The sequence below is a fragment of the Streptomyces sp. NPDC059355 genome (assembly GCF_042752335.1).
Classification (GTDB): domain Bacteria; phylum Actinomycetota; class Actinomycetes; order Streptomycetales; family Streptomycetaceae; genus Streptomyces.
In genome coordinates this window covers 21,744-42,317 of record NZ_JBHYXN010000022.1, presented here as the reverse complement: position 1 = coordinate 42,317, position 20,574 = coordinate 21,744, and the positions used below count along the sequence as shown (strand labels likewise).

Genomic DNA, 20,574 nt, shown 5'->3' with positions numbered 1-20,574 from the left:
GACGGCGCCTCACCGGGGGCCGGTCGCCCGCCCGTACAGCACCAGCGCCCGCACGAGGGCGATCAGTGCCGCCGTACTGGACACCGTGCGCACGATGTTGGCGGCGACCCAGGTCCCCTCGAACCGGTCCACGATCGAGAAGTCGGTCAGCCGGGCCGCGTCGCCCGCGTCCGCGAGCTCGTTGTTCAGCGGGATGTTCACGGTGAAGGTGATCACCAGGACGGCGAGGTAGAGCACGGCCGCCGCCCCCGCCCACACCGCGACCCCGCGCCGGCCCCTTCGCAGTTCCACGGCCGCCGAGGCGAAGGCGGCGAGCAGGGCCACCACGAAGACGGTGCCGAACAGCCCGCTCCCGTCGATGACGGCGTTCATGTTCTGCATCGCGGTGACGTACGTCCGCTCGTCGCCCCGCGCCAGCCCCGGCATCACCGAGACGTCGAACGCGAAGAACAGGCCCGCCATCAGGCCCACGAGCACGGTCGAGACCGTGAGCAGGACGGTCGCCATCCGGCTGCCGCCGCCGACGGCGATGGTGTTCGTCTGCATGGGAAGCTCCCTTCTGCTGGTACTGATACTTGGTACTGGTACTGGCACTGATCGGATCCCGTCGCCGAACATCCGCCGCCGGCGCAGGACACGGCCTCGGCTAGGGTGCGGCCATGAGCACCTCCGCACTGCGCCTGGAGCCGGTCACCGCAGCCAATTTCGATGCGGTGTGCGCGGTCCAGGTACGGCCCGACCAGGCCCATCTCGTCTCCCCCGTGGTCAAGTCCCTCGCCGAGGCCTACGTCCACGGGGACACCGCCCGGCCGCTCGCCGTCGTCGACGGCGACGAGGTGGTCGGCTTCGTCATGGCCTTCGTCGACATCGCCTGGAACCCGGAGCGCGACCCCGCCGACATCCGCTCGGGCATCTGGCGGCTGAACGTCTCCGCCGCCCACCAGGCCAAGGGCTACGGCCGCTTCGCGGTCCAGGCCCTCACCGCCGAGCTCCGCAGCCGCGGCGCCGACCGCGCCTACGTCACGTGGGAGCAAGGCCCCGGCACGCCCGAGCCGTTCTACCTGGGCCTGGGCTTCCAGCTGACCGGCGAGACGAGCGGCGGCCAGACCGTGGGCGTACTGGACCTGTCCCTCTAGGCATTCCCCGGCAGGACCACGGTGCGCGACGGCCCGCCCGCCTCCGGCCGGGCCGTCGGCGCAGCCGCCGCCCCCGTACGGAACTCCTGCGGGCTCACCCCCCGTACCCGCTTGAACGCCGTCGACAGCGCGAACGCCGACCCGTACCCGACCCGCCGGGCCACCGTCGCCACCGTGGCGTCCGGCTCCCGCAGCAGATCGGCCGCCAGTGCCAGCCGCCACCCCGTCAGGTACGCCATCGGCGGCTCGCCCACCAGCTCCGTGAACCGCCGCGCCAGCGAGGCCCGCGAGACCCCGGCCTTGTGCGCGAGCTCCTCCACCGTCCAGCCGTGGGCCGGGTTCTCGTGCAGCAGCCGCAGCGCCCGGCCGACCACCGGATCGCCCTGCGCCCGGTACCAGCCCGGTGCCCCCGAGCCGGGATCCGCGAGCCACGTCCGCACCACCCCGATCAGCAGCAGGTCGAGCAGCCGGTCCAGGACGAGCTCCTGGCCCGGCTCCTCCCGGGAGATCTCGGTGGCGAGCAGTCCGATCAGCGTGGCGTCCGCGGCCGCCGCCGGCCGGACCACGATCGTCGGCAGCGCGGCCAGCAGCCGGCGGCCGATCTCGCTGGGCGCCTGGTACGTGCCGCTCAGCATCACCGCCGACCCGGCCTCCTGGAGCTCCGCGCCCCACGTCCGCACGCCCAGCGCCATGCTGTCGGTGACGTCCTCGCCGTCCGAGGTGCTGCACCGCTGGTCCGGGTCCACCGTGATCTGCACCGGCGTGTCCGGGGAGTCGGCGATCGTGTAGGGCTCGGGCCCCCGTACGACCGCCACGTCCCCGGGGCCGATCCGTACGGGCTCACCGCCGTCGGGGAGCAGCCAGCTCGAGCCGTGCACCATCGTGGCCACCGAGAGCGGGGCCCGGTCCTCGATCCGCACCGCCCAGGGCGGGTTGTAGACGGCCTTGAGGAGGAAGGCACCCCGGGCCTTGGGTCCTTCGAGCAGACCGGTCAGCGTGTCCATGGCCCCATCCTCTCCCCGGCCCCGTGTCAGGAACTCAAACCTCCCAGACACCGGTGGCCGCCGCCTCGCGAGCGAAGTCGGCGAAGTCCTTGGGCCGGCGCCCGAGGACCTCCTCCACCCCGTGCACCAGATGCGCGTTGCGCCCGTCGAGGATCTGCGTGAACAGGTCGGCGAACTCCTCGGGCAGGCCGTTCTCGCGGAGCGCGGCCCGGTACTCCTCGTCCGAGACGGGCGCGTACGCGATCTCACGCCCCGTCGCCTTCGACAGCTCGGCGGCGACGTCGGCGAAGCTCATCAGCCGCGGCCCGGACAGCTCGTACGTCCGGCCGATGTGCCGGTCGCCGGTCAGCGCGGCCACCACCACGTCGGCGATGTCGTCGGTGTCGACGAACGCCTCGACGGCGTCCGCGGTCGGCAGGACGATCTCCCCGGACCGTACGGGCTCCAGGAAGAAGTCCTCGTCGAAGTTCTGGTTGAACCAGCTGGCCCTGACGACCGTCCAGTCGGCCCCGGACGCCTTCAGGCTCTCCTCCCCACGCCGAGCGGCCTCCTCACCCCGCCCGGACAGCAGCACCAGCCGCCGCGCCCCGGCGGCCACGGCCGCCTCCGAGAACGCGCCGACCTGCTCGGCGGCCCCCGGAAACCCGAGGTCCGGGTAGTAGGTCACGTACACCCGGTCGACGCCCTCCAGCGCCGGCCCCCAGGTCCCGGGCACGTTCCAGTCGAAGGCGGGGGCCCCGGTACGCGACCCGATCCGCACGGCACGCCCCTGCCCGCGCAGCTTCTGCGCAACGCGCCGCCCGGTCTTGCCGTTCCCGCCGATGACGAGGGTGAGGGAGTGGGTGTCGTTCGTCGTCTGTGCCCGTGTCTGTGTCATGCCTCAAGTCAAGCCCGCCCCGGCGAGACGCGACATCGCCGAAAAGCTCAACTCCATGCGCAAGCGTCCACGCGGCGCTCAGGCCCGTCCGGCGTCCTCACCGAGGGTGTGCGCGACGAGGGCGTTGGCGTGGCCGTGCCCGATCCCGTGCTCGGCCTTGAGCCAGGAGACCAGCTCCATGTGCTTGCTCAGCGGCGAGGACCGGATCAGGTCCTTCCACTCCGCGACGGGACGCCCGTACTTCTTCTCGATCGAAGGGAAGTAACTGGCGGGGCCCTTCACCGGCTCGCTCATCTCTGCGATTCTCCTGTCATCCTGGCTGTCGTCCGCGTCGTACAAAGGGTTGGACCCGGTCCCGCCCCGAAACTCATCGCTGTCCCCGCAAGAATCTTGGAAGAGGTCCTCCACGCGCCTCCTGGCCGATCTTCTCGCCAAGTCAGCCGGAAACGGGACCGCTTCGGTCAAACCGGCCGATCAGAGTCCCTCAACTAGGGTCGAGATCAAGCAATGTGATCACATGTCGGTATGACCCCCACGAGGACTCTCTACCTGCTCTGCTCCGCAGCCCCGCCCGTCTTCGACGTGGCCCACGTGATCGAGGACGCCCAGTCCCGCGGCTGGGACGTCTGCCTCGGCCTCACGCCCACCGCCGCGCACTGGGTCGCCGGAAGCCTCGACGGCCTGGCGGCCCTGACCGGGCACCCCGTGCGATGGCAGTACAAACTCCCCGGCGAGCCAGACGTATGGCCCGCCGCCGACGCCCTGCTCTTCGCCCCGGCGACCTTCAACTCCCTCAACGCCTGGGCCCTCGGCCTCACCGACAGCTTCGCCGTCGGCGTCGCCGCGGAGGCCATCGGCAAGGGCACCCCGGTCGTCACCATGCCCTGCACGAACGCCGCCCTCGCCGCCCACCCGCAGTTCGACCAGTCCCTGGCCACCCTGCGCGGCGCCGGCGTCCGCGTCCTCTACGGCGAGGGCGGCTTCATCCCCGGCCCGGCCGGCGTCGACGCCCCGCCCCACTTCCCCTGGCCGGCGGCCCTCACCGCCCTGGACTCCGCGACCACCCCGCACACCCCGTGAAGCAGGCGGCTACTCCCCGGTCGCCCCGTCGATCGCCTCGCGCAGCAGATCCGCGTGCCCGTTGTGCCGGGCGTACTCCTCGATCATGTGGGCCAGGATGTAGTGCAGCGAGTACGCCTGACCGCCGTCGTGCCCCGTCACGTCGAGCGACTCGGCGGCGTCCACGATCGCCCGGGAGCGCGCGCACGCGTCCTCCCAGATCCTGAACGCCTCCGCCGGATCCGCGTCCTCGACGTGGAACTCCGTCCACTCCCCCGCCGCGTTCCTCGGGAAGCAGCCGCGTACGTCCTCGTCGTTCAGGACGTTGCGGAACCACCCCCGCTCGACCTCCGCCAGGTGGCGCACCAGCCCGATCAGACTCAGCCCGGACGGCGCGACCGCCCTGCACCGCAACTGCTCGTCGGTCAGCCCCGCGCACTTCATCATCAGGGTGTCCCGCTGCCACTGGAGGACGCTGGTCAGGGTGGCGCGCTCATCGCCCGTCAGTACGGGCCGGGTCCGCTGCTCGTCGATCACCACCCGATGATCACAGCCGTACGCCGTCCCGCGCCCCCCGTTCCACATCCCGGACCGTTAACGCCGTTAACGCCGTTAACGCCGACAACCCCGGGGGCTCATCCATGTGGATCATTAACGGCGTTAACGCCGGCCCCGGCCGAGGGCCCGGGGTGCCCGGGCAGCGGGACCGTTAACGGCGTTAACGGCGTCAACGCCGCGCGCCGACCATGGCGGCCTCGGCATCCGGCTCCCCGGCCCGCGCCCGCAAGGCCCGTACGACCGGCCCGGTCACCGCGGTCGTCACCAAAGCCATCAGCACGAGCGCCGTGAACAGCTCCGCCCCGATCACCCCGAGCCCGAGCCCCACGTTCAGCACCACCAGCTCCGTCACCCCGCGGCAGTTCATCAGCGCCCCCAGCGTCACCGCGTCCCGCGCCGGCTGCCCCGCCAGCAGCGCGGCCCCCGCCCCGCCGCCCCACTTCCCGGCGACCGCGACCGCCAGCACCGCCACCGCCCACAGCCACACAGTGCCGCCGCCCAGCAGCCCCACGTCCGTCTTCAGCCCGCTCCCGACGAAGAACAGCGGCAGCAGCACCGGCACCGCGAACGCCCGCATCCGCTCCGCCGCGGCCCCGACCACCGCCGTCCTCGGCACGACCGCCCCGAACACGAACGCTCCGAACAGCGCGTGCACCCCCATCGCGTTCGTCGCGTACGCCGCCAGACAGAGCCCACTGCACAACCAGACCACCGGACCGGCGCCGGACTCCGGATCCGGCGCCCACCTCTCCACCCCCCACGCCAGCAACGGCCGTACGCCCCACCACATCCCCGCCAGGAACAGCCCGGCCAGCGCTCCCATGCCGACGGTCCCCCAGGCACCCCCTCCCCCGCCCCCCAGCGGCTGGGCGATGGCCACCACCAACGCCAGGAGGCACCACGCCACCACGTCGGCCACCGCCGCACACGCCATTGCCAGCGCGCCCACCGGCGTCCCGTACAGCCCCTGGTCCTTCAGGATCCGCGCCAGCACCGGAAACGCGGTCACGCTCATCGCGACGGCCACGAACAACACGAACTCGGCCCGCCCGACCCCTTCCGGCGCGAGGGACCCGTACATCGCCAGCGCCAGCAGGCCCCCGAGCCCCAGCGGGATCCACACACTCGCCTGGCTCACCAACACCACGGCCCGCCCGCGCCCCCGCAGCAACCCGGGGTCGAGCTCCAGCCCTACCAGGAACATGAAGACCAGCAGCCCCAGGTTCCCCAGTACCCCCAAGGACGGAAGGACCTCCCCCGGCAGCAGCCACCGGCTCCCCGCCGGCCAGAGCCACCCGAGCAACGAGGGACCGAGCAGGATCCCGACCAGGATCTCCCCGACCACGGCCGTCTGCCCGAGCCTGCGCATCACGGCGGCGGCCACGCCGCACGCGAGAACGACGACGGGTACGGCCACCAGCACGGCTTCGAGCGGATCACGTGACGCTCCCACCATCACAGGCTTCCGCCGATCCCCCGGCCCCGGCAACGAACCGCCCCACACTTCCGGGGGTCCGACCGTTAACGGCGTTAACGCCGTTAACACCTCGACGCCCGCCGGAAAGAAGAATCGCCGTGCAGTGAAGGCAACCCACCAAGACCACGGGAGACCACAATGACCGCACGCATGGGAAACCCCGCCCTCGTCGTCCCCGGCGCCATGGCCGGCCTGTCGGCCATCGGGAAGGCGGTCGCCGCCACCGGGATCAGCGAGCGGACCCTCGAACTCGTCCACCTCCGCGCCGGCCAGATCAACGCCTGCGGCGTGTGCCTCGACATGCACCCCAAGATCGCGAAGAAGCTCGGCGAGACCGACGAGCGCCTCTTCGCGGTCGCCGGCTGGCGCGACACCCCGTACTTCACGGAGGCCGAGCGCTCCGCCCTCGCCCTGGCGGAGGCCGTGACCCGCGTCGCGGACCGCAGCGACCCGGTCCCGGACGAGGTCCGGCGCCGAGTGGTCCTGAGCCGCGACCGTTAACGGCGTTAACGCCGTTAACGGTCGCCGGTTCCGACGAACCGTCAGTCACTCCCACTTAAAAGTACTTGTCGACTGGTTTTCTTTGGGGTCGCGCCACTAGATTGAACCTTGTACGAGCTTCAGCAGCGGCAAGCGGCAACGCACCAGGAGACCCCCACATGGCAAGGGCCCGGCAGGAACGCGCCGAGATCACCCGGCAAGCAATCCTCGACGGCGCAGCCATCGCCTTCGACCGCTTCGGCTTCGGCGCCGCCAGCCTCAGCGACGTGGTCAAGCACGCCGGAGTCACCAAGGGCGCCCTGTACTTCCACTTCCAGTCCAAGGAAGCCCTCGCCCGCACCCTGATGGACGAGCAGTTCCAAGTCTCCGAAGGCGTCCCCGCCATCGAGGAGCCCGGCCTCCAGACGGTCATCGACCTGACCCACCAGATGGCGTACGGACTGCGCTCCAACGTCCGCATCCGCGCAGCCATCCGCCTCGTCATCGAGTTCGGCTCCTTCACCAACCCCGACCCCACCCCGTACAACACCTGGATCGACACCGCCTTCGGCTGCCTGAAGCCGGCCCAGGACAGGGGCGACGTCTTCCCGACGCTCGACCTGTACGACCTCTCGACGCTCCTCGTCGGCGCGTTCACCGGTATCCAGGTCACCTCACACGTGCGCACCGGCCGCGAGGACCTGCACACCCGCGTCTTCGACCTGTGGCACTTCCTCCTCCCGGGAATCGTCCCCGCGGGCCGCCTCCCCCGCTTCGACCCGGCGGGCTCGCCCGAGTGCCGGGCCGAACTCGGGCTGACCACCATCCCGGACTCCCCGGCGGTGCCGGTCGGCTGACGGCGTGTCCAGGGCGGCCTCGCACACGCCGTGGTGAACCACGGGGGTGCTCGCTACGGAGTGTGCGAGGCCGCCCTGTCGCGTACCCGGCGCCCGTAACTCCACCCCTCACACGAAACGACGGACCATTTCGTTAGCAAAACCCAAGCGTGGCGCGCACATGGACCCGTGAACGTTAGTAAAGTCCCTCTCATGACTTCGCCCTCGACCCAGAGCGACCGAGAGAAGGTCGTCTCCAAGCTCCCCCCGTGGCTCCGCCAGGAGTTGAAAATCCGCACCGCGCAACTGCGGGTGGACATCCAGGACGCCGTGCACCAGGGAATCGCCCACTGGAGCGCCCTCGCCTCCGCCCCCTCCCCCGTCGACACCTCGGGCGCCGAATCGTTCTCCACCTGGCTGCCCTCCGGCCAGTGGGAGTCCTTCCGCGCCGGCTCCAAGGACCGCGGAGTCTCCCTCATCCAGGGCCTCGCCCAAGCGGTCCGCCTCTGGCTGGAGATGAACCCCGCGCCCACCGTCAGGCGTCCCTCCGTCGTACGCCGCATCGTCGTGTGCAACCAGAAGGGCGGCGTCGGCAAGACCGCCATCACCGCCGGCACGGCAGAGGCCCTCGCCGAGGACCCGGACAGCCTCCACCCGGTCCGCATCGCCCGCCAGCTGGCCCGCCGCTCTGCGACCGAAGACGGCGAGGACGGCAGGGTGGGCGGGCACCAGCCCCCCGAGACCACCCCCCTCGACCTCGAAGACCTCCCCGGCCTCGGCATGCGCGTCCTGCTGATCGACTTCGACCCCCAGGGCCACCTCACCAAGCAGCTCGGCCAGCAGCCACTGCCCATCGGCGGCGACAGCCTCACCTGCCACATGGCCGGCGAGGCCAAGGGCCCCCTCGCCGACCTGATCGTCCCCGTCCCGGACCAGCGCTTCGGCAACCGCCTCCACCTCCTGCCCGCCTGCACGGACGCCTTCCTCCTCGACGTCCGCCTCTCCACCGTCCGCGCCCGCGAGGCCGCCCTCGAACGCGCGCTGGCCCCCGTCGAGTCCGAGTACGACGTCATCCTCATCGACTGCCCGCCCAGCCTGGGCCTCAGCATGGACGCCGCCATCTACTACGGGCGCCGCCGCGACACCGAGCAGCCGGGTGCCTCCGGCGCGCTGATCGTCGTACAGGCGGAGGATTCGTCGGCCGACGCGTACGACCTCCTCACCTCCCAGATCAACGACCTGCGCGACGACCTCAGCCTCGACATCGACTACCTCGGCCTCGTCGTCAACCTCTACGACGGCCGCCGCGGCTACATCGCGACGTCCTCGCTGCAGGCCTGGATGGACATAAAGGATCCGCGTGTCGTGGCGATCGTGCCCGACCTCAAGGAACAGCGCGAAGCCGTCCGCGTGAAGCAGCCGCTGTTCGTCTACTCACCCAAGGGCGACCAGGCCATCGCGCTGCGCGCCCTCGCCAGGGAGATCTCATGAGCAAGGCCGACAAACTCGGAGTCTCGGCATCCTTCGCCCGGGCCCAGCCCGTCGGCGTCAGCCCCCGCCGCGCGGCGATCGCGGAGGCCACGGGAGCGCCCACCTCCGGCATGGTCGCGCCGTCCGAGGTCCCCATCGAGGCACTCGCCCACAACCCGTTCAACCTCCGAGAGGACCTCACCGAACTCGACGAGCTGGCCCAGTCCCTCATCTCCCGCGGCCAGCTCCAGCCCCTCGCCGTCGCCACCCGCATGGCGTTCATGGAAGCCCACCCGGGCCAGACCGACGGTCTGGGCCGTGCCCCGTACGTGGTCATCGACGGCAACCGCCGTCTCGCGGCGGCCCAGCTCGCCGGACTGAAGACCATGCACATCCATGTGAACGACGCCCTGTCCGCCTCCGCGGCGGACATCCTGGAGTCGGCGCTGATCGCCAACGTCCACCGCGTGGACGTGGCCCCCATGGACCAGGCACGTGCGCTCCAGGAGCTCGTCGACGTCCACGGCTCCCAGGCCCAGGTCGCGAAGCGGCTGGGCAAGACGCCGGCCTGGGTCTCCCAGCGCCTGACCCTCCTGAACCTGACCCCGGCGCTCCAGGAGAAGGTCGACACCGGGGAGCTCAAGGTCGAACCGGCCCGCCGGATCGGACGGCTCCCCCAGGAGAAGCAGGAGGAGGCGGCGGACGAGACCCTGAGCTCCCCCAACCCGCCGCGCCAGCGCACGCACACTCCCCCGCCGACCGTTAACGGCGTTAACGCCGTTAACGCTCCCACCCCGGCTCCGGCTCCGGCCCCTCCGACCGTTAACGCCGTTAACGCCGTTAACGCTCCGGCCGCGGTACCCGCCGCGCCCCGGATCACGATCGCCACGGACTCCCCGGAAACGATCGCGGACGGCCTCACGGCCCACCTCACCCCGGACGACCTCAAGGCCGTCACCGAGCTCCTGATGCAACGGCTCTGAGCCGGGCCTCCGGGGCAGCACCTACGCCGGGGGCGTTAACGCCGTTAACGCCGTTAACGCTGTCAGCGCCCCCACGTGCGCTTCATGTGCGTTCAGCCGTGCGGTTCACCTAGGCTGCACACGGAGGTAAGTACCGATGCCCGACGAACAAGAGAGCCTCTTCGCAGCGGTCGACGCGCTGCTCGAAGAAGCCGCCCAGGACCCGCTCCCGCACCCGGACGAGCGCAAGCGCCTGCGCGAAGCCGCGGGCCTGAGCCAGGACCAGATCGCCAAGGCCCTCTCCGTCCGCCGCGAAACGGTCACGTCCTGGGAGACCGGCCGTACGGCCCCCCGCGCCCCCAAGCGCGCTGCCTACGCCCGCCTCCTCGAAGGCCTCTCCACCCTCCACCCGGACCCGACCGTCAACGCCCCGGCCCCGACCTCGGCCCCGGTACCCCCGACCGTTAACGCCGTTAACGCTCCGACCCCGGAACAGCCGACCCCGGCACAGCCCCCGGCACCGGCCGCGTCAGCCCCGCCGACCGTTAACGCCGTTAACGCCGCCGGAGCCCCGACCCCCGCGCGCGCCGCAGGCGCCGCCCGCCCCACCCCCCTGGAAGGGAACGGTCCCCTCGTCGTCCTCGACGGCACCGACAAGGCCCACGCCGCCCACGGCCTCCTCCTCCCCCTCCCTCCCAAGGCCCGCACCGACCTCCCCACCCTCATCTCCTGGGCCCTCGGCCCCGACGCCGATCTCCGCTCCCCCCGCCTCCACCGCAACGGCAAGGACGGCGACCCCCTCCTCGTCCTCACCCCCGCCGCCGCCGAGGCGCTCGGCCTGCCCCCCGCCCTCGAGGACCGCCGCACCCTCCGCCTCCCCGACAACCACCCCACCCTCAAGCTCCTCGCCAAGGCCAAGTGGCAGCTCACCCGCCGCGGCTTCGGTCCCTGGCCCCGCATCTACCGCCCCGCCACCCCCACCACCGGCCGCCAGTGCGTCCAGCTCGCGGTCCTCCCATGGGGCGCCCTCGACGCCCGCGCCTGGGGCGAGCACACCGCCGGGCTCCCCGCTCCGGAACTGGCCGCGCTGCTCACCACGTACGCCTCCCGCGTCCTGACCCCCCGCGGCTCCACCGCCGTCTCCGGCCTCGAACTCATGACGGCCCTGCGCCCGCCCACCCGCGCCGCCCGCAACCCCGAGACCAACACCTGGGAGTCCGCACCCGTCGCCGGCTCCCTCACCCGAGCCGTCGACCCGGCCCCGCCCGAGGCCCCCGACGAGCACCCGGTCGTCGCCGCCCTTTACCCCCGCGCCCACCAGCGCACCCCGGACCAGGTCCTCGACGAAGAGGCGTACGACTGGATCCGCGACCCCCAGCTGCTCACCGACGCCGAATGCACCCGCACCCACGCCGTCGGCATCGACGTGAACATGGCCTTCGCCGCGGCGGCCAACCGCCTCCCCGTCGGCATCGGCCCCGCCGTCCACACCCAGGGCCCCCGCTTCGACCCGAAGATCCCCGGCTGCTGGCTCGCGGACCTCTCCTCCCTCGAACTGGACCCGCGCCTCCCCAGTCCCTTCACACCCAACGGCCACCCGCCCACCGGCCCCGCCTGGTACGCGACCCCGACCCTCGCCTACGCGCAGGAGCTCGGCCACCCCGTCCACGCCGCCGAGGCCTGGCTCCGCCCGGACCACGGCCCGTACCTCGACGCCTGGTACACCCGCCTGCGTGACGCGTACGTGGCGACCATGGCGGACCTCGGTGTCACCTCCGCGCTCCCCGAGCCCGCGTTCCTCGCGGCGATGGCCGAGCTCCAGGAGCACCCCGACCCCGTCCTGAAACCGGTCCTCTCGGCCATCAAGTCCACCGTCAAGGGCGGCATCGGCAAGCTCCGCGAACGCCCCCAGGGCGCCGCGTACCGCCCGGGCGAACCCTGGCCCGCCCTCGAACGCCCCACCTGGCGCCCCGACATCCGCGCCGCCGTCATCTCCACGGCCCGCGTCAACATGCACCGCAAGATGAACAAGCTCGCCGCCGCCGGGCTCCACCCCGTCGCCGTCCTCTCCGACTGCGCGGTGTACCTCTCCGACGGCCCGAGCCCCCTCGACTTCCTCCCCCGCACCCCCGAGGGCAAGCCGCTCCCCGGCGGCTTCCGCCTCGGCGTCAGCCCCGGCATGGTCAAGCACGAGGGCACCCAGTCCCTCCTGTGGGCCGTCGAGATGCTCGACCAGGGACTCAACCCCGCACGCCACATCAAGGGCCACGACGCCGCGGCCGACGGAGAGTAGCCGGACATGCCCGAGATCGACGACAGCCTCACCCGAGCCGACGAGCAGCACTTCACCCGCCCCGTCCCCAAGTCGGCGGGTGCCCAGATGCGGTTCCTCGTCAAGCAGCTCAAGTCCACCCGCGAGGCGGCCCGCCTGCTCGGCATCTCCCAGCGCACGGTCGAGCGCTACGTCAAGGACCGGCTCCGGCAGCCCAAGCCCGCCCTCGCCGCCCGCATGGAGTCCGAGGTACGCCGCCGCTGGCAGCCCCTGGTGCGCAAGCGGGCCCGTACGAAGGCCGCCCGGACGACCGGCCTCGTCATCGAGACCCGCGCCCGCTTCGGCTTCACCGCCGCCCCCGGCACCACCGACGACGGCCGCATGCGCCGCATCACCCAGCACCTGCCCCCGGAGTACGCGGGCCGCCTCTTCGCCGCCCAGGAGGCCGGCGCCGGCGAGGCCCAGCTGCGCGCCATCGCAGCGGAAGGCCTCCAGGAGATCTACTTCAAGGACAACGGAGCCCGCGCCGGCGGCCTGCTGGTGGAGTTCACCGACATCGACTACGTCGACTTCGCGTTCTGAGGACGCACCCGACCGACGCCCACAGGGTCTGAAGGGACCGAACACGCCATGCCGCTACGACCTGTCCAGGTGAACATCAAGGCCCTCGACGCCTCGGCGCTCGGCCGGTTCTGGGCGGCGGCACTCGGCTGGACCGCCTCCGCCGGGACACCCGGCGTGACCACCTACGTCGGACCCGCCGGCCCCTTCGTCTGGCCGGACCCGGTCGCCGTCGGCATCGACGTGGTCACCGTCCCGGAGCCCAGGACGAACACCAAGAACCGTGTGCACCTCGATCTCGCGACGACCTCCGCGGCCCACCGGGCGGAGCTCGTCGCGCGCCTTCGGTCCCTCGGTGCGACGCCCGCCGACGTGGGCCAGGGCGAAGTGCCGTGGACGGTCCTCGCCGACCCCGAGGGCAACGAGTTCTGCGTACTGGAGCCCCGGGAGGTCTACCGGGACACCGGACCGATCGCCGCGGTGGTGGTCGACTGCGCGGATCCGCGGGCGATGGCCCGGTTCTGGGACGCGGCGATCGACTGGACCCTGCACGAGGTGTCCGACGACCAGGCGGTGCTGCGCTCCGCCCGGGGCGTCGGCCCGTATCTCGAGTTCATCCGCACGCCCGACGTGAAGACCGTGCCGGACCGCGTCCATCTCGACCTGCTGGGGTATCCCGGTGACGACGAAGCGGCGGAGGCGGCCCGGCTGCGGACCCTCGGCGCCGTCGATCTCGACCTCGGCCAGGGCGACGTTCCGTGGACCTGCCTGGCGGATCCGGAAGACCACGAGCTCTGCGTCCTCGCCCTGTCCTGACCCGGAACGGGGGACAGGACAGGGACCGAACAGGGACCGGAGGGACTCAAGGGACTGAAAAACGGAATCACGAACAAGAAACGGAAACCAGGAATCCGGAAGCCGGGCGACGGAACAAAGCAGCCGAAATCAGGCGCGGAAGGCGGCCGGTGTCACGCGACCGTGGGCGCCGACAGACCGCGCTGGGAGCGCTCGGTCTTCCTGCCCACCTGCCGCGGCCCGATCGTCCGCGGGTCGACGGCCTCGCCCGGCGCGCCCTCCCGGTACAGGCCGTGCGGCTCGGCATCCCGGTCGTGCGGCAGCAGGTAGAAGACGCGCCGCTTCTGCAGACCGCTGTCCGGATCCGCCTCGGCGGTGTCGCCGAGCTCGGTGAAGCCGATCATGCGCCCGTCCCGGTGGTAGCGCGGCTTCCCCCGGCGGCGGGGCGTTTTGTCCAGGGCCTGGCGCACGTAGTCGAGCTCTTCGGGGTCCTCCAGCCACACCACTTTGTCCTCGTGGGCGAGATCGCTTGATGTCAGTAGCGAGCTCATGGCCTGGGTCCCTCCTCGATCACGTGGGCCCGGTGGAGCCCCTGGTCCCTCCACGCCGCGGACGGCGGCGCCGATGCCGGTATACAGCAGGGCCCTGCGGGCCGCTGCCGGGTGGTGGGTCTGTTCATCGTCCTTGTCCATCGTAGGCGTGCCCACCCCGGGGCGGCATCACCCATCGTCCGATCACGTCGTGGTTGCCCTGTTCGCCTCGCGCGGAGTCTGCTCCTCATCGGCCAGGAGAGCCAGTCCGGGGTAGAACTTCTGCCCGTTCGAGCGGAGCATCTCGTTGGGCGAGGCGACGCCGACCTCGGCGCGGATGCGTGTCGCGAACGCGCGCGTGGTCGCGGGCCGCAGCCCCTCGCCGTCGAGGCACCAGGCACTGTACGCCCGGTACAGGGCGCCCTGCTCGACCTTGAGGTCGCGGGGATCGGGCAGGTCGGCCCCGCCCGTGGTGCAGCACTCGCCGAGGAACCGCCCGATGTGGTCCTCGGTCGTCGCGTACGCCTGCGTGGCGCTGCGGACGACGCTCGGCCCCGTCAGGGCCGGCTTGGCGGCGAGATAGGCCTTGGCCCCCTGGATCATCCAGTGCAGGATGCCGGGGCCCTCCTCCTGTACGAGCGTCTCCGCCAGATTGTCGATCTTGCGGTGGTCGGGGACGACCTTCTCGAACGGGATGAGCCGGATGCGGCGCCAGAACGCATGTCCGCCGGTGCCGACCTCGGGACGGTGGTTGCCGAGCAGCCAGAGTTTGTGGGTGGGCTCGAAGCTGAAGAAGTCCTGCCGCATCCGCCGGGCCTTGAGCCGGTCGCCACCGGTCAGCAGTTTGACCCGGGCCTCGTCGAACTTGTCGTGCGGCTTGAGCTCGCTGCAGACGAACAGGCGCCGGCCGTGCAGCTCGGTCAGCTCAGTGGAGTGCTCGTTGAACTTGCCGCGCTCCATCAGGAAGCCGGGCGGCGCCACGTCCGCGTAGTCCCCGAGGATCTTGATGACGACGTCGAGGAGGGCGGACTTGCCGTTCGCGCCGACGCCGTAGAGGAAGGGCAGGACCTGCCCGCCGACGTCGCCGGTGATGGAGTAGCCGAGCAGGAGATGAAGGAAGTTGATCATCTCCTGCCCCTTCTCGTCGTCCCCGAACGTCTCGTCGAGGAAGCGGTGGAACCGGGGCGTCGGCATCGCCTCGGGCGCCAGGTGCGTGGCGCGCGAGTGCAGGTCCCGCGTGGGGTCGGGCTTGTGCAGGTCGCCCGTACGGAGGTCCACGACGCCCGCCGGGGTGCACAGGGCGTACTTGTCCCCGTCCAGGGTGTCGGGGTCCAGGGCCAGTTCGGGGGAGGCCTTCGCCTGGGTGAGCATGGCCTTGACGCCCGAGGTGGACATCGCGCGCTTGCGGTGCTGGGACAGCTCGCGGTCGGTGAAGTAGCCGCGCGAGTCGTGGATCGGCAGCTCCTCCGCCATGTCGCCCGCGGCCCAGATCGCGGCCTTCTCGCCGCCGGTGCGCTTCCAGCGGTACTCGTCCCAGACGTACCAGCCGAGCCCCTCGACGTGCCGGAACCGGTCGTGGTGGAGGTGGGCGAACAGCTTGGCGTTGCCGCGGTCGCTGAGGTTGTGCAGGAGGCCTGTCTGGATGAAGTCGGCGCCGCCCCCGCCGGCGGGGACCGGGGCAGCGTTCTGCTGGGCGGGCAGGCGCCGCCTGCCGCGCGCCGCGGCGGCGGCGGCGAACGCGGCCGACGCCGTGGGCGCCGGCGATCCGGCGCGCGATCCTGCGGGCTCACCGGTCACGCCCTGATCCACCGTCACCTCGGCCGTGAACGCGGCGAGCTGTTCCGCCGCCGCCTGGGCGTTGAACCCCGTGCTCTTGGCGCTGCTCATGTGCGTTCCTTGGGGTGGATCGGCCGATCGCTTCCGGCGCGCAGCCCTGACTCGACGATGAGGACGTTGCGGCGGGACTGGCGGGGCCGCGCCCGGTCCGCCGCTTCGAGCAGGAGCAGGCGGCCCTCCGCCGCGTCGAGATGGCCGCCCGCGACGAGCCCGCCCGCGGTGAAGGCGGCACGGTTGAGCTTCTCGCTGAAGGCCGTTCCGGACGGGCTCGCCCCACAGGAGCCGACCTCCTCCAGAAGGCCCCTCAGCAGCCGTCTCCCGGCCTCCTGTCGACCGCCCCGCAGGGGAAGCCCCCGTACGGCTGCGGGGGCGGGAGAAGGGCCGGGGGAGGGCTCGGCGGGCGCGGGGGAGTCCGCGTGTCCCGTACGGACGAGCTCTGCCGCCAGCCACAGCGGCAGGGACGCGGGTACCCGGGCCCCCGGCAGCGCCTCGTAGACCCCGGCGGCCGTGCGCGTCGTCGGAGCCACGATGTAGCCCCCCTCGGCCCGTACGTCGACCTGCCAGGCGAGCGCGACCCGGGAGCTCGACCCGCTGGAACACCGCAACCGTGGCCCGCCCTTGGGCGCCCGGTACCAGATGTGCATCCCCCCGGACGGCGTGCGGACCCGCAGGGTCGAGGCGTCCTCGCAGGGGTCGGGCCGGGACCGGTGGGCGGCCAGCAGCGCCAAGGTGTCGAATCCGCTCTGCAGTCCGGTCAGGTCGACGCGGTCGTCGATGGGGATGCCGGGCAGCAGCCGCTGCCGGTCGGGCAGCCCGCAGGCGTGGGCGTCGACGTCGATGACGACGAGCCCGGCGGCGCCACAGGCCACGCCGATGCCGAACTCGGGCTCCCTGCGCCACCATTCGCGCAGGGTGTCCAGGTCGGTGGTGGCCGCGTGGAACCCGTGGCACCAACGGCCCTGCGCATGGCAGGGGCACGCCTCGGGGGAGTGGTGACGGCCGGTGCACTCCCGGCAGTTCGCGGCGGGCGTCTTGGTGCCGGGGGCCAAGGGGTGCACCGGATAGCCGCGCGAGGCCAGCCAGGCCGCCACGTCCAGCGCCGTCCCGCCGGTCGCGCCGCGGCGCGGGTTCTCGGGATGGACCAGCACTGGCTCTTCCTTGACGCGGTGTCGGGGGCGGCTGTCGGGCACGGCTGTTCGTGTCCCCTGACCCGGTCCCTGACCTACAGGCTGGCTGACCTGCGCCTCAGGGACCAGAGGGACTGAAGATTCACTATTGCGGAGATTACCGCAGGGACCGCGGGGGCTCGGGCGCCAGGCACCGCTATATCGAGAATTCAGTCCCTTCAGTCCCTCAGTCCCTGAAGTTCTACCCTGGTTCGTCCGGAAAAGTTCTGTCTTCGAATCGGCTGCCACCCCGGGCGTGTCGCGGCTGGCCCACCGCCCCCGACCGTCGGCTCCAGCAGCCCTCGAGTACGACGCCAGACCTGCATGCCGACCGCGGGCTCCGGCAGACGGGTCCTGAGACAGGTACTGAACCACTCAGGCCCTCGTTCAGTCCCTCTCTTTTCAGTCCCTCAGTAAACATGCAGGTCAAAGCCTTGCGCCTCAGGACTCAGGGACTGAAGGGACTCAGAATCACTACTTCCGCTCTTTATGTGCGTGTGTGTATGCGCGCATGCATATAAGAAGCCTGGTAGTTCATATCTGGCTCATAACTGGAAAGTTGGGTCCCTTCAGTCCCTGGACCACCGGCCTCAACCCCCTGACCTGCAGGTTCAGGTAGTGACTGAAGGGACAGGGACCGAAGCGTTCCCACCGGCGTTCAGTACCTGTCGGGGGAGGGAGTACCGAGGGAGGGGGCACCGCCGCGCACAACCCAGGTTCCGGGACCCACCGGACGGGCCACCCCGGCCACGCCGAACCAGGAGCAGATCCGCCCCACCCGGCCGAGTCGGCGCCGAGAGGGACGGAGCGGGTGAGCCCGGCCCGCCGGGCGGTTGAGGGCGCCGGGGGGCGCCGGGGGGCCGCTCGTACGCCGAACGCGCGGCGCGGTGCCGACCGGGCCGCGCGGCACCCGCACATCGCGTGTACGCCCGGGGCCCCGATGTGCGGCCTGAAGGGCACCGCGCCGGTCCATGACATCTGTCATGCGAACCCATGAGGCCACTCACTGCGAAGCCGGTGCACGGAACGCAAAGATCGAGGCATGAACGCCATCACCGAACGGCATGTGATCGAGGTCACAGGTCTCTGGAGGTGCTACGGGCCACCCGGAGACGCCGGGTTCGACGCGGTCCGCGTCGAACCCGGCCTGATCGACCACTCGCGCGGGCTGATCCTGGCCTCCGTCACCATCGCCCTGGTCCTCGCGCAACTCCCACACCCGGCGGTGGCACTCGCCCCCGTCCCTCGCCGCGGGCGCCCGCGCGCCGGCCGCCGCCCCTGCCGTACTCGCCTTCACGGCCACCACCTGGGCGGTCATCGGCACGCTGATGCGGTCCTCCGTCCGGTTCCTCGCAGTCCTGTGGCAGCTCAACGCCGCCCGCGAGGCCCGGACCCGGCTCGTCGTCGCGGAAGAACGCCTGCGCCTCCGCCCGGGGCCTCCACCACGAGATCCGCGAGGTGGCCGACGGCTACCGCTCCGGAACCCTGCGCCACGGCCCCTCGGCCGGGCAGACCCACCGACCGACCGCGCACCCACCGACAGGGAGACGTCGATGATCCGCGTCCTGCTGGCCGATGACGACTACCTCATCCGCGGCGCGTTCGCCGCACTGCTCTCCCTGGAGGAGGACCTGGAGATCGTGGCCGAGGCGGCCACCGGCCCCGACGCGATCGAGATGGCACTGCACCACAGGCCGGACGTCGCCGTGCTCGATCTCCAGATGCCCGGCAAGGACGGGGTGGCGGTGGTCGAGAGGCTGACGGAGGTCCTCCCGAGCTGCAAAACCGTGATCGTGACCGGTCACGCCCTGCCCGGCCGGCTCAAGCGCGCCCTCACCCACGGGGTCAACGGCTTCGTCCTCAAGGCGGTCTCCGCCCACGAACTGGCCACCGTCATCCGCAGCGTCCACACGGGCAACCGCTACATCGACCCGGTCGTCGCCGCCGACGCCATCAGCGAGGGCGCCTCGATCGAAGAGGTCGCCGAACGGGCAGCCCTCGCCCCGGGCACCGTCCGCAACCGCCTCTCCTCGGGCACCACAGAACCGGGAGCCGAGAACCGCCACGCGGCAGCCCGCCCGGCCCGCCAAGGCGGTTGGATCAACTAGACCGGGCGGCGCCCCACGCGGAGATCATCGGGGCGGTGGTGAGGTCGAGGCGGCCCGACTCGACGCTCGCGAGATGCCGGTCGATCTCCTCGCCGGTCGCGAGGCCCGCCCCGACCGGCGGGCCGCGCACCTGCCTGACCGTCGCCGCCTCCAGCACATCGCAGGCGGCCGAGGTCACCGGAAAGTACGCGTCCGCGGCGACGTCGGTCAGTCCCGCACCCCGCAGCAGCCGGGGCAGCTTGCGCCGTACGCGAGATCGGCGCCGCGGGCGGCCGGCAGCGCGCGGAACCCGGCCCTCAGCCTGTTGGCCAAGACCTGCTCGGGCCCGTACTCGGCCAGGCAGATCAGCGGCTGCGCCGCCGGATCGGCATCCTCCACGATCGGCGACCCGCCGGGCCGCGGCGCGCCGGCCATCGCCCGCAGGACCTGCTCCCTGTCGGCCACGTGCACGAGCACCAGCCGCGCGTGGACCAGGTCGAAACCGCTCCCCGGCGGCTCCTCCCGCCCCACGTCATGGCGCGGCACTTCGACGATCCCGCCCTCGGTCGGCGCGGCCCAGGACGTGTCGATGTCGGTCGCGACGACCTGCCCGCCGGGCCCGACCCGGTCGGCCGGCCACGACACGACCGAGGAGCCGCCGGCCCCCCTCCCGGCACCGCCACCCGGGAGCGATCCCCAGCCCCTCGACGTGCCGGAAGGTCGTGGGATCGAACAGCGCCCCGAGCGCATCGAAGCGAACACCGGCCTCGGCCTGCGCGTTGTCCGGAAGACAGCCGTCACCATCGTCACGCGTCACGAGGCGATCGTCCCCCGGGCCCCGGGCCCCGGGCCCCGGGCGCCGGGCGTGAGGTCCGGTACAGCACGCACCGCCGAAGCGGCCCCTCGGGCACGCTCGGGTCCTCGAAGTCCTCGGCCGGGTCCCGCGCCATGCCGATCCGGCGCATCACGGCCTGCGAGCGCACGTTGGCGAGGGTGGTCGTCGCGATGATCTCCGGCAGCCCGAGGGTCTCGAAGCCGAAGGCCAGACAGGCCAGACCGGCCTCGGTGGCGTAACCGTGCCCCCACGCCGAACGCGCCAGCCGCCACCCGACGTCCACCCCCGCGAACGGCATGCCCTCGTCCACCACGTCCAAGCCGGCGCGGCCGAGGAACTCGCCGCTCTCCCGGCTTTCGAGCGCCCACCACCCGAAACCCCGCTGGTCGAACTCGGCGCGCATGCGCGCCACCGCGCCGTCGCTCTGCTCTCGCGTCAGCAGTTCCCCCAGGTGCTCGCGGACTTCGGGATCGGCCATCATCGCCGCCCACGGCTCGAGGTCGGACTCCCGCCACCGGCGGAGCAGAAGACGCGCGGTACGCAGTTCCGGCATGCCGTCCACCCAACGCCACCACGATCCGGATGTCGACCGGATTGATGGCTGCCGAATAGAGCGAATGGTGCTAGCGTCAT

At 71.9% G+C, this 20,574-nt stretch carries 20 protein-coding genes and 1 pseudogene; 10 read left to right on the top strand and 11 right to left on the bottom strand.

Annotated elements, in window-relative coordinates; all coding sequences use genetic code 11:
• Nucleotides 1-9: 9 nt before the first annotated feature.
• The gene (locus tag ACFXGI_RS21560; protein ID WP_384708936.1) at nt 10-546 is read right to left on the bottom strand and encodes a DUF1772 domain-containing protein; all 537 of its coding nucleotides are present in this window, start codon (nt 544-546) and stop codon (nt 10-12) included.
• A 113-nt stretch (nt 547-659) separates the two neighbouring features.
• Here ACFXGI_RS21560 and ACFXGI_RS21555 point away from each other — a divergent pair, with 113 nt between their 5' ends.
• Entirely contained in the window at nt 660-1,136 is a 477-nt protein-coding gene (locus tag ACFXGI_RS21555) for a GNAT family N-acetyltransferase (protein WP_384708933.1), read from the top strand.
• On the opposite strand, the gene ACFXGI_RS21550 is transcribed toward ACFXGI_RS21555, so the two are convergent.
• The 3 genes from ACFXGI_RS21550 to ACFXGI_RS21540 form a co-directional block, all read right to left on the bottom strand.
• Complete coding sequence (locus ACFXGI_RS21550) at nt 1,133-2,140, bottom strand: AraC family transcriptional regulator (RefSeq protein WP_384708930.1); 1,008 nt, start codon at nt 2,138-2,140, stop codon at nt 1,133-1,135. The two genes, ACFXGI_RS21555 and ACFXGI_RS21550, sit on opposite strands and share 4 nt — an antisense overlap.
• 34 nt (nt 2,141-2,174) lie before the next feature.
• On the bottom strand, nt 2,175-3,017 hold the full coding sequence (locus ACFXGI_RS21545) for an NAD(P)H-binding protein (protein ID WP_384708927.1): 843 nt from the start codon (nt 3,015-3,017) through the stop codon (nt 2,175-2,177).
• A 78-nt stretch (nt 3,018-3,095) separates the two neighbouring features.
• Entirely contained in the window at nt 3,096-3,311 is a 216-nt protein-coding gene (locus ACFXGI_RS21540; RefSeq protein ID WP_229344221.1) for a DUF4287 domain-containing protein, read from the bottom strand.
• A 231-nt stretch (nt 3,312-3,542) separates the two neighbouring features.
• On the opposite strand from ACFXGI_RS21540, the gene ACFXGI_RS21535 reads away from it, so the two are divergent.
• Nucleotides 3,543-4,097, top strand: a complete 555-nt coding sequence (locus ACFXGI_RS21535) for a flavoprotein (protein WP_384708924.1) — start codon at nt 3,543-3,545, stop codon at nt 4,095-4,097.
• Nucleotides 4,098-4,106: 9 nt separating this feature from the next.
• On the opposite strand, the gene ACFXGI_RS21530 is transcribed toward ACFXGI_RS21535, so the two are convergent.
• Nucleotides 4,107-4,613 carry a DinB family protein gene (locus tag ACFXGI_RS21530; RefSeq protein WP_384708921.1) on the bottom strand — a complete coding sequence of 169 codons (507 nt, stop codon included), beginning with the start codon at nt 4,611-4,613 and terminating at the stop codon, nt 4,107-4,109.
• A 190-nt stretch (nt 4,614-4,803) separates the two neighbouring features.
• Entirely contained in the window at nt 4,804-6,090 is a 1,287-nt protein-coding gene (locus ACFXGI_RS21525; RefSeq protein WP_384708918.1) for a cation:proton antiporter, read from the bottom strand.
• A 159-nt stretch (nt 6,091-6,249) separates the two neighbouring features.
• Between ACFXGI_RS21525 and ACFXGI_RS21520 the strand changes: the two genes are divergently transcribed.
• The 7 genes from ACFXGI_RS21520 to ACFXGI_RS21490 all read left to right on the top strand — a co-directional run bounded on the left by ACFXGI_RS21520 (nt 6,250) and on the right by ACFXGI_RS21490 (nt 13,508).
• Nucleotides 6,250-6,612 (top strand): carboxymuconolactone decarboxylase family protein, encoded by a 363-nt coding sequence (locus tag ACFXGI_RS21520; protein WP_384708915.1) that lies wholly within the window; start codon nt 6,250-6,252, stop codon nt 6,610-6,612.
• Nucleotides 6,613-6,770: 158 nt separating this feature from the next.
• Nucleotides 6,771-7,448, top strand: a complete 678-nt coding sequence (locus ACFXGI_RS21515; protein WP_384708912.1) for a ScbR family autoregulator-binding transcription factor — start codon at nt 6,771-6,773, stop codon at nt 7,446-7,448.
• 192 nt (nt 7,449-7,640) lie between these two features.
• The gene (locus ACFXGI_RS21510) at nt 7,641-8,918 is read left to right on the top strand and encodes a ParA family protein (RefSeq protein ID WP_384708909.1); all 1,278 of its coding nucleotides are present in this window, start codon (nt 7,641-7,643) and stop codon (nt 8,916-8,918) included.
• Nucleotides 8,915-9,880, top strand: coding sequence for a ParB/RepB/Spo0J family partition protein (locus ACFXGI_RS21505; protein WP_384708906.1), 966 nt, complete (start codon nt 8,915-8,917; stop codon nt 9,878-9,880). The genes ACFXGI_RS21510 and ACFXGI_RS21505 overlap by 4 nt, the downstream gene beginning before the upstream one ends.
• A 136-nt stretch (nt 9,881-10,016) precedes the next feature.
• Complete coding sequence (tap, locus tag ACFXGI_RS21500) at nt 10,017-12,152, top strand: telomere-associated protein Tap (protein ID WP_384708903.1); 2,136 nt, start codon at nt 10,017-10,019, stop codon at nt 12,150-12,152.
• 6 nt (nt 12,153-12,158) lie between these two features.
• A complete protein-coding gene (tpg, locus tag ACFXGI_RS21495) occupies nt 12,159-12,713 on the top strand; it encodes a telomere-protecting terminal protein Tpg (RefSeq protein ID WP_384708900.1) in 555 nt (184 codons plus the stop codon).
• 48 nt (nt 12,714-12,761) lie between these two features.
• A complete protein-coding gene (locus ACFXGI_RS21490; RefSeq protein WP_384708897.1) occupies nt 12,762-13,508 on the top strand; it encodes a VOC family protein in 747 nt (248 codons plus the stop codon).
• Nucleotides 13,509-13,660: 152 nt separating this feature from the next.
• Here the strand turns inward: ACFXGI_RS21490 and ACFXGI_RS21485 are convergent, their stop codons facing one another.
• From ACFXGI_RS21485 to ACFXGI_RS21475, 3 genes are all read right to left on the bottom strand, one after another.
• Entirely contained in the window at nt 13,661-14,038 is a 378-nt protein-coding gene (locus tag ACFXGI_RS21485) for a DUF6009 family protein (RefSeq protein WP_030872546.1), read from the bottom strand.
• Nucleotides 14,039-14,221: 183 nt separating this feature from the next.
• Complete coding sequence (locus ACFXGI_RS21480; RefSeq protein ID WP_384708894.1) at nt 14,222-15,904, bottom strand: phage/plasmid primase, P4 family; 1,683 nt, start codon at nt 15,902-15,904, stop codon at nt 14,222-14,224.
• Nucleotides 15,901-17,001 (bottom strand): bifunctional DNA primase/polymerase, encoded by a 1,101-nt coding sequence (locus ACFXGI_RS21475; RefSeq protein WP_384708891.1) that lies wholly within the window; start codon nt 16,999-17,001, stop codon nt 15,901-15,903. The genes ACFXGI_RS21480 and ACFXGI_RS21475 overlap by 4 nt, the downstream gene beginning before the upstream one ends.
• A gap of 1,571 nt (nt 17,002-18,572) precedes the next feature.
• Between ACFXGI_RS21475 and ACFXGI_RS21470 the strand changes: the two genes are divergently transcribed.
• Entirely contained in the window at nt 18,573-19,127 is a 555-nt protein-coding gene (locus ACFXGI_RS21470) for a response regulator (protein WP_384708888.1), read from the top strand.
• Here ACFXGI_RS21470 and ACFXGI_RS21465 read toward each other — a convergent pair.
• Together ACFXGI_RS21465 and ACFXGI_RS21460 are read right to left on the bottom strand one after the other, a co-directional pair.
• Nucleotides 19,120-19,923 (bottom strand): annotated as a pseudogene (locus tag ACFXGI_RS21465) (methyltransferase domain-containing protein). The gene ACFXGI_RS21470 and the pseudogene ACFXGI_RS21465 sit on opposite strands and share 8 nt — an antisense overlap.
• Entirely contained in the window at nt 19,913-20,494 is a 582-nt protein-coding gene (locus ACFXGI_RS21460; RefSeq protein ID WP_384708885.1) for a GNAT family N-acetyltransferase, read from the bottom strand. Before ACFXGI_RS21460 ends, ACFXGI_RS21465 begins: the two are co-directional and overlap by 11 nt.
• Between the last annotated feature and the right edge of the window lie 80 nt (nt 20,495-20,574).

Bases quoted from the DNA above. Each gene is read 5' to 3' on its own strand.
- ACFXGI_RS21510 (WP_384708909.1), top strand. From the start codon at position 7,641: ATGACTTCGCCCTCGACCCAGAGCGACCGAGAGAAGGTCGTCTCCAAG.
- ACFXGI_RS21560 (WP_384708936.1), bottom strand. From the start codon at position 546: ATGCAGACGAACACCATCGCCGTCGGCGGCGGCAGCCGGATGGCGACC.
- ACFXGI_RS21525 (WP_384708918.1), bottom strand. From the start codon at position 6,090: ATGGTGGGAGCGTCACGTGATCCGCTCGAAGCCGTGCTGGTGGCCGTA.
- ACFXGI_RS21550 (WP_384708930.1), bottom strand. From the start codon at position 2,140: ATGGACACGCTGACCGGTCTGCTCGAAGGACCCAAGGCCCGGGGTGCC.
- ACFXGI_RS21540 (WP_229344221.1), bottom strand. From the start codon at position 3,311: ATGAGCGAGCCGGTGAAGGGCCCCGCCAGTTACTTCCCTTCGATCGAG.
- ACFXGI_RS21485 (WP_030872546.1), bottom strand. From the start codon at position 14,038: ATGAGCTCGCTACTGACATCAAGCGATCTCGCCCACGAGGACAAAGTG.
- tpg (WP_384708900.1), top strand. From the start codon at position 12,159: ATGCCCGAGATCGACGACAGCCTCACCCGAGCCGACGAGCAGCACTTC.
- ACFXGI_RS21460 (WP_384708885.1), bottom strand. From the start codon at position 20,494: ATGCCGGAACTGCGTACCGCGCGTCTTCTGCTCCGCCGGTGGCGGGAG.
- ACFXGI_RS21520 (WP_384708915.1), top strand. From the start codon at position 6,250: ATGACCGCACGCATGGGAAACCCCGCCCTCGTCGTCCCCGGCGCCATG.
- tap (WP_384708903.1), top strand. From the start codon at position 10,017: ATGCCCGACGAACAAGAGAGCCTCTTCGCAGCGGTCGACGCGCTGCTC.
- ACFXGI_RS21535 (WP_384708924.1), top strand. From the start codon at position 3,543: ATGACCCCCACGAGGACTCTCTACCTGCTCTGCTCCGCAGCCCCGCCC.
- ACFXGI_RS21490 (WP_384708897.1), top strand. From the start codon at position 12,762: ATGCCGCTACGACCTGTCCAGGTGAACATCAAGGCCCTCGACGCCTCG.
- ACFXGI_RS21480 (WP_384708894.1), bottom strand. From the start codon at position 15,904: ATGAGCAGCGCCAAGAGCACGGGGTTCAACGCCCAGGCGGCGGCGGAA.
- ACFXGI_RS21515 (WP_384708912.1), top strand. From the start codon at position 6,771: ATGGCAAGGGCCCGGCAGGAACGCGCCGAGATCACCCGGCAAGCAATC.
- ACFXGI_RS21545 (WP_384708927.1), bottom strand. From the start codon at position 3,017: ATGACACAGACACGGGCACAGACGACGAACGACACCCACTCCCTCACC.
- ACFXGI_RS21470 (WP_384708888.1), top strand. From the start codon at position 18,573: ATGATCCGCGTCCTGCTGGCCGATGACGACTACCTCATCCGCGGCGCG.
- ACFXGI_RS21505 (WP_384708906.1), top strand. From the start codon at position 8,915: ATGAGCAAGGCCGACAAACTCGGAGTCTCGGCATCCTTCGCCCGGGCC.
- ACFXGI_RS21555 (WP_384708933.1), top strand. From the start codon at position 660: ATGAGCACCTCCGCACTGCGCCTGGAGCCGGTCACCGCAGCCAATTTC.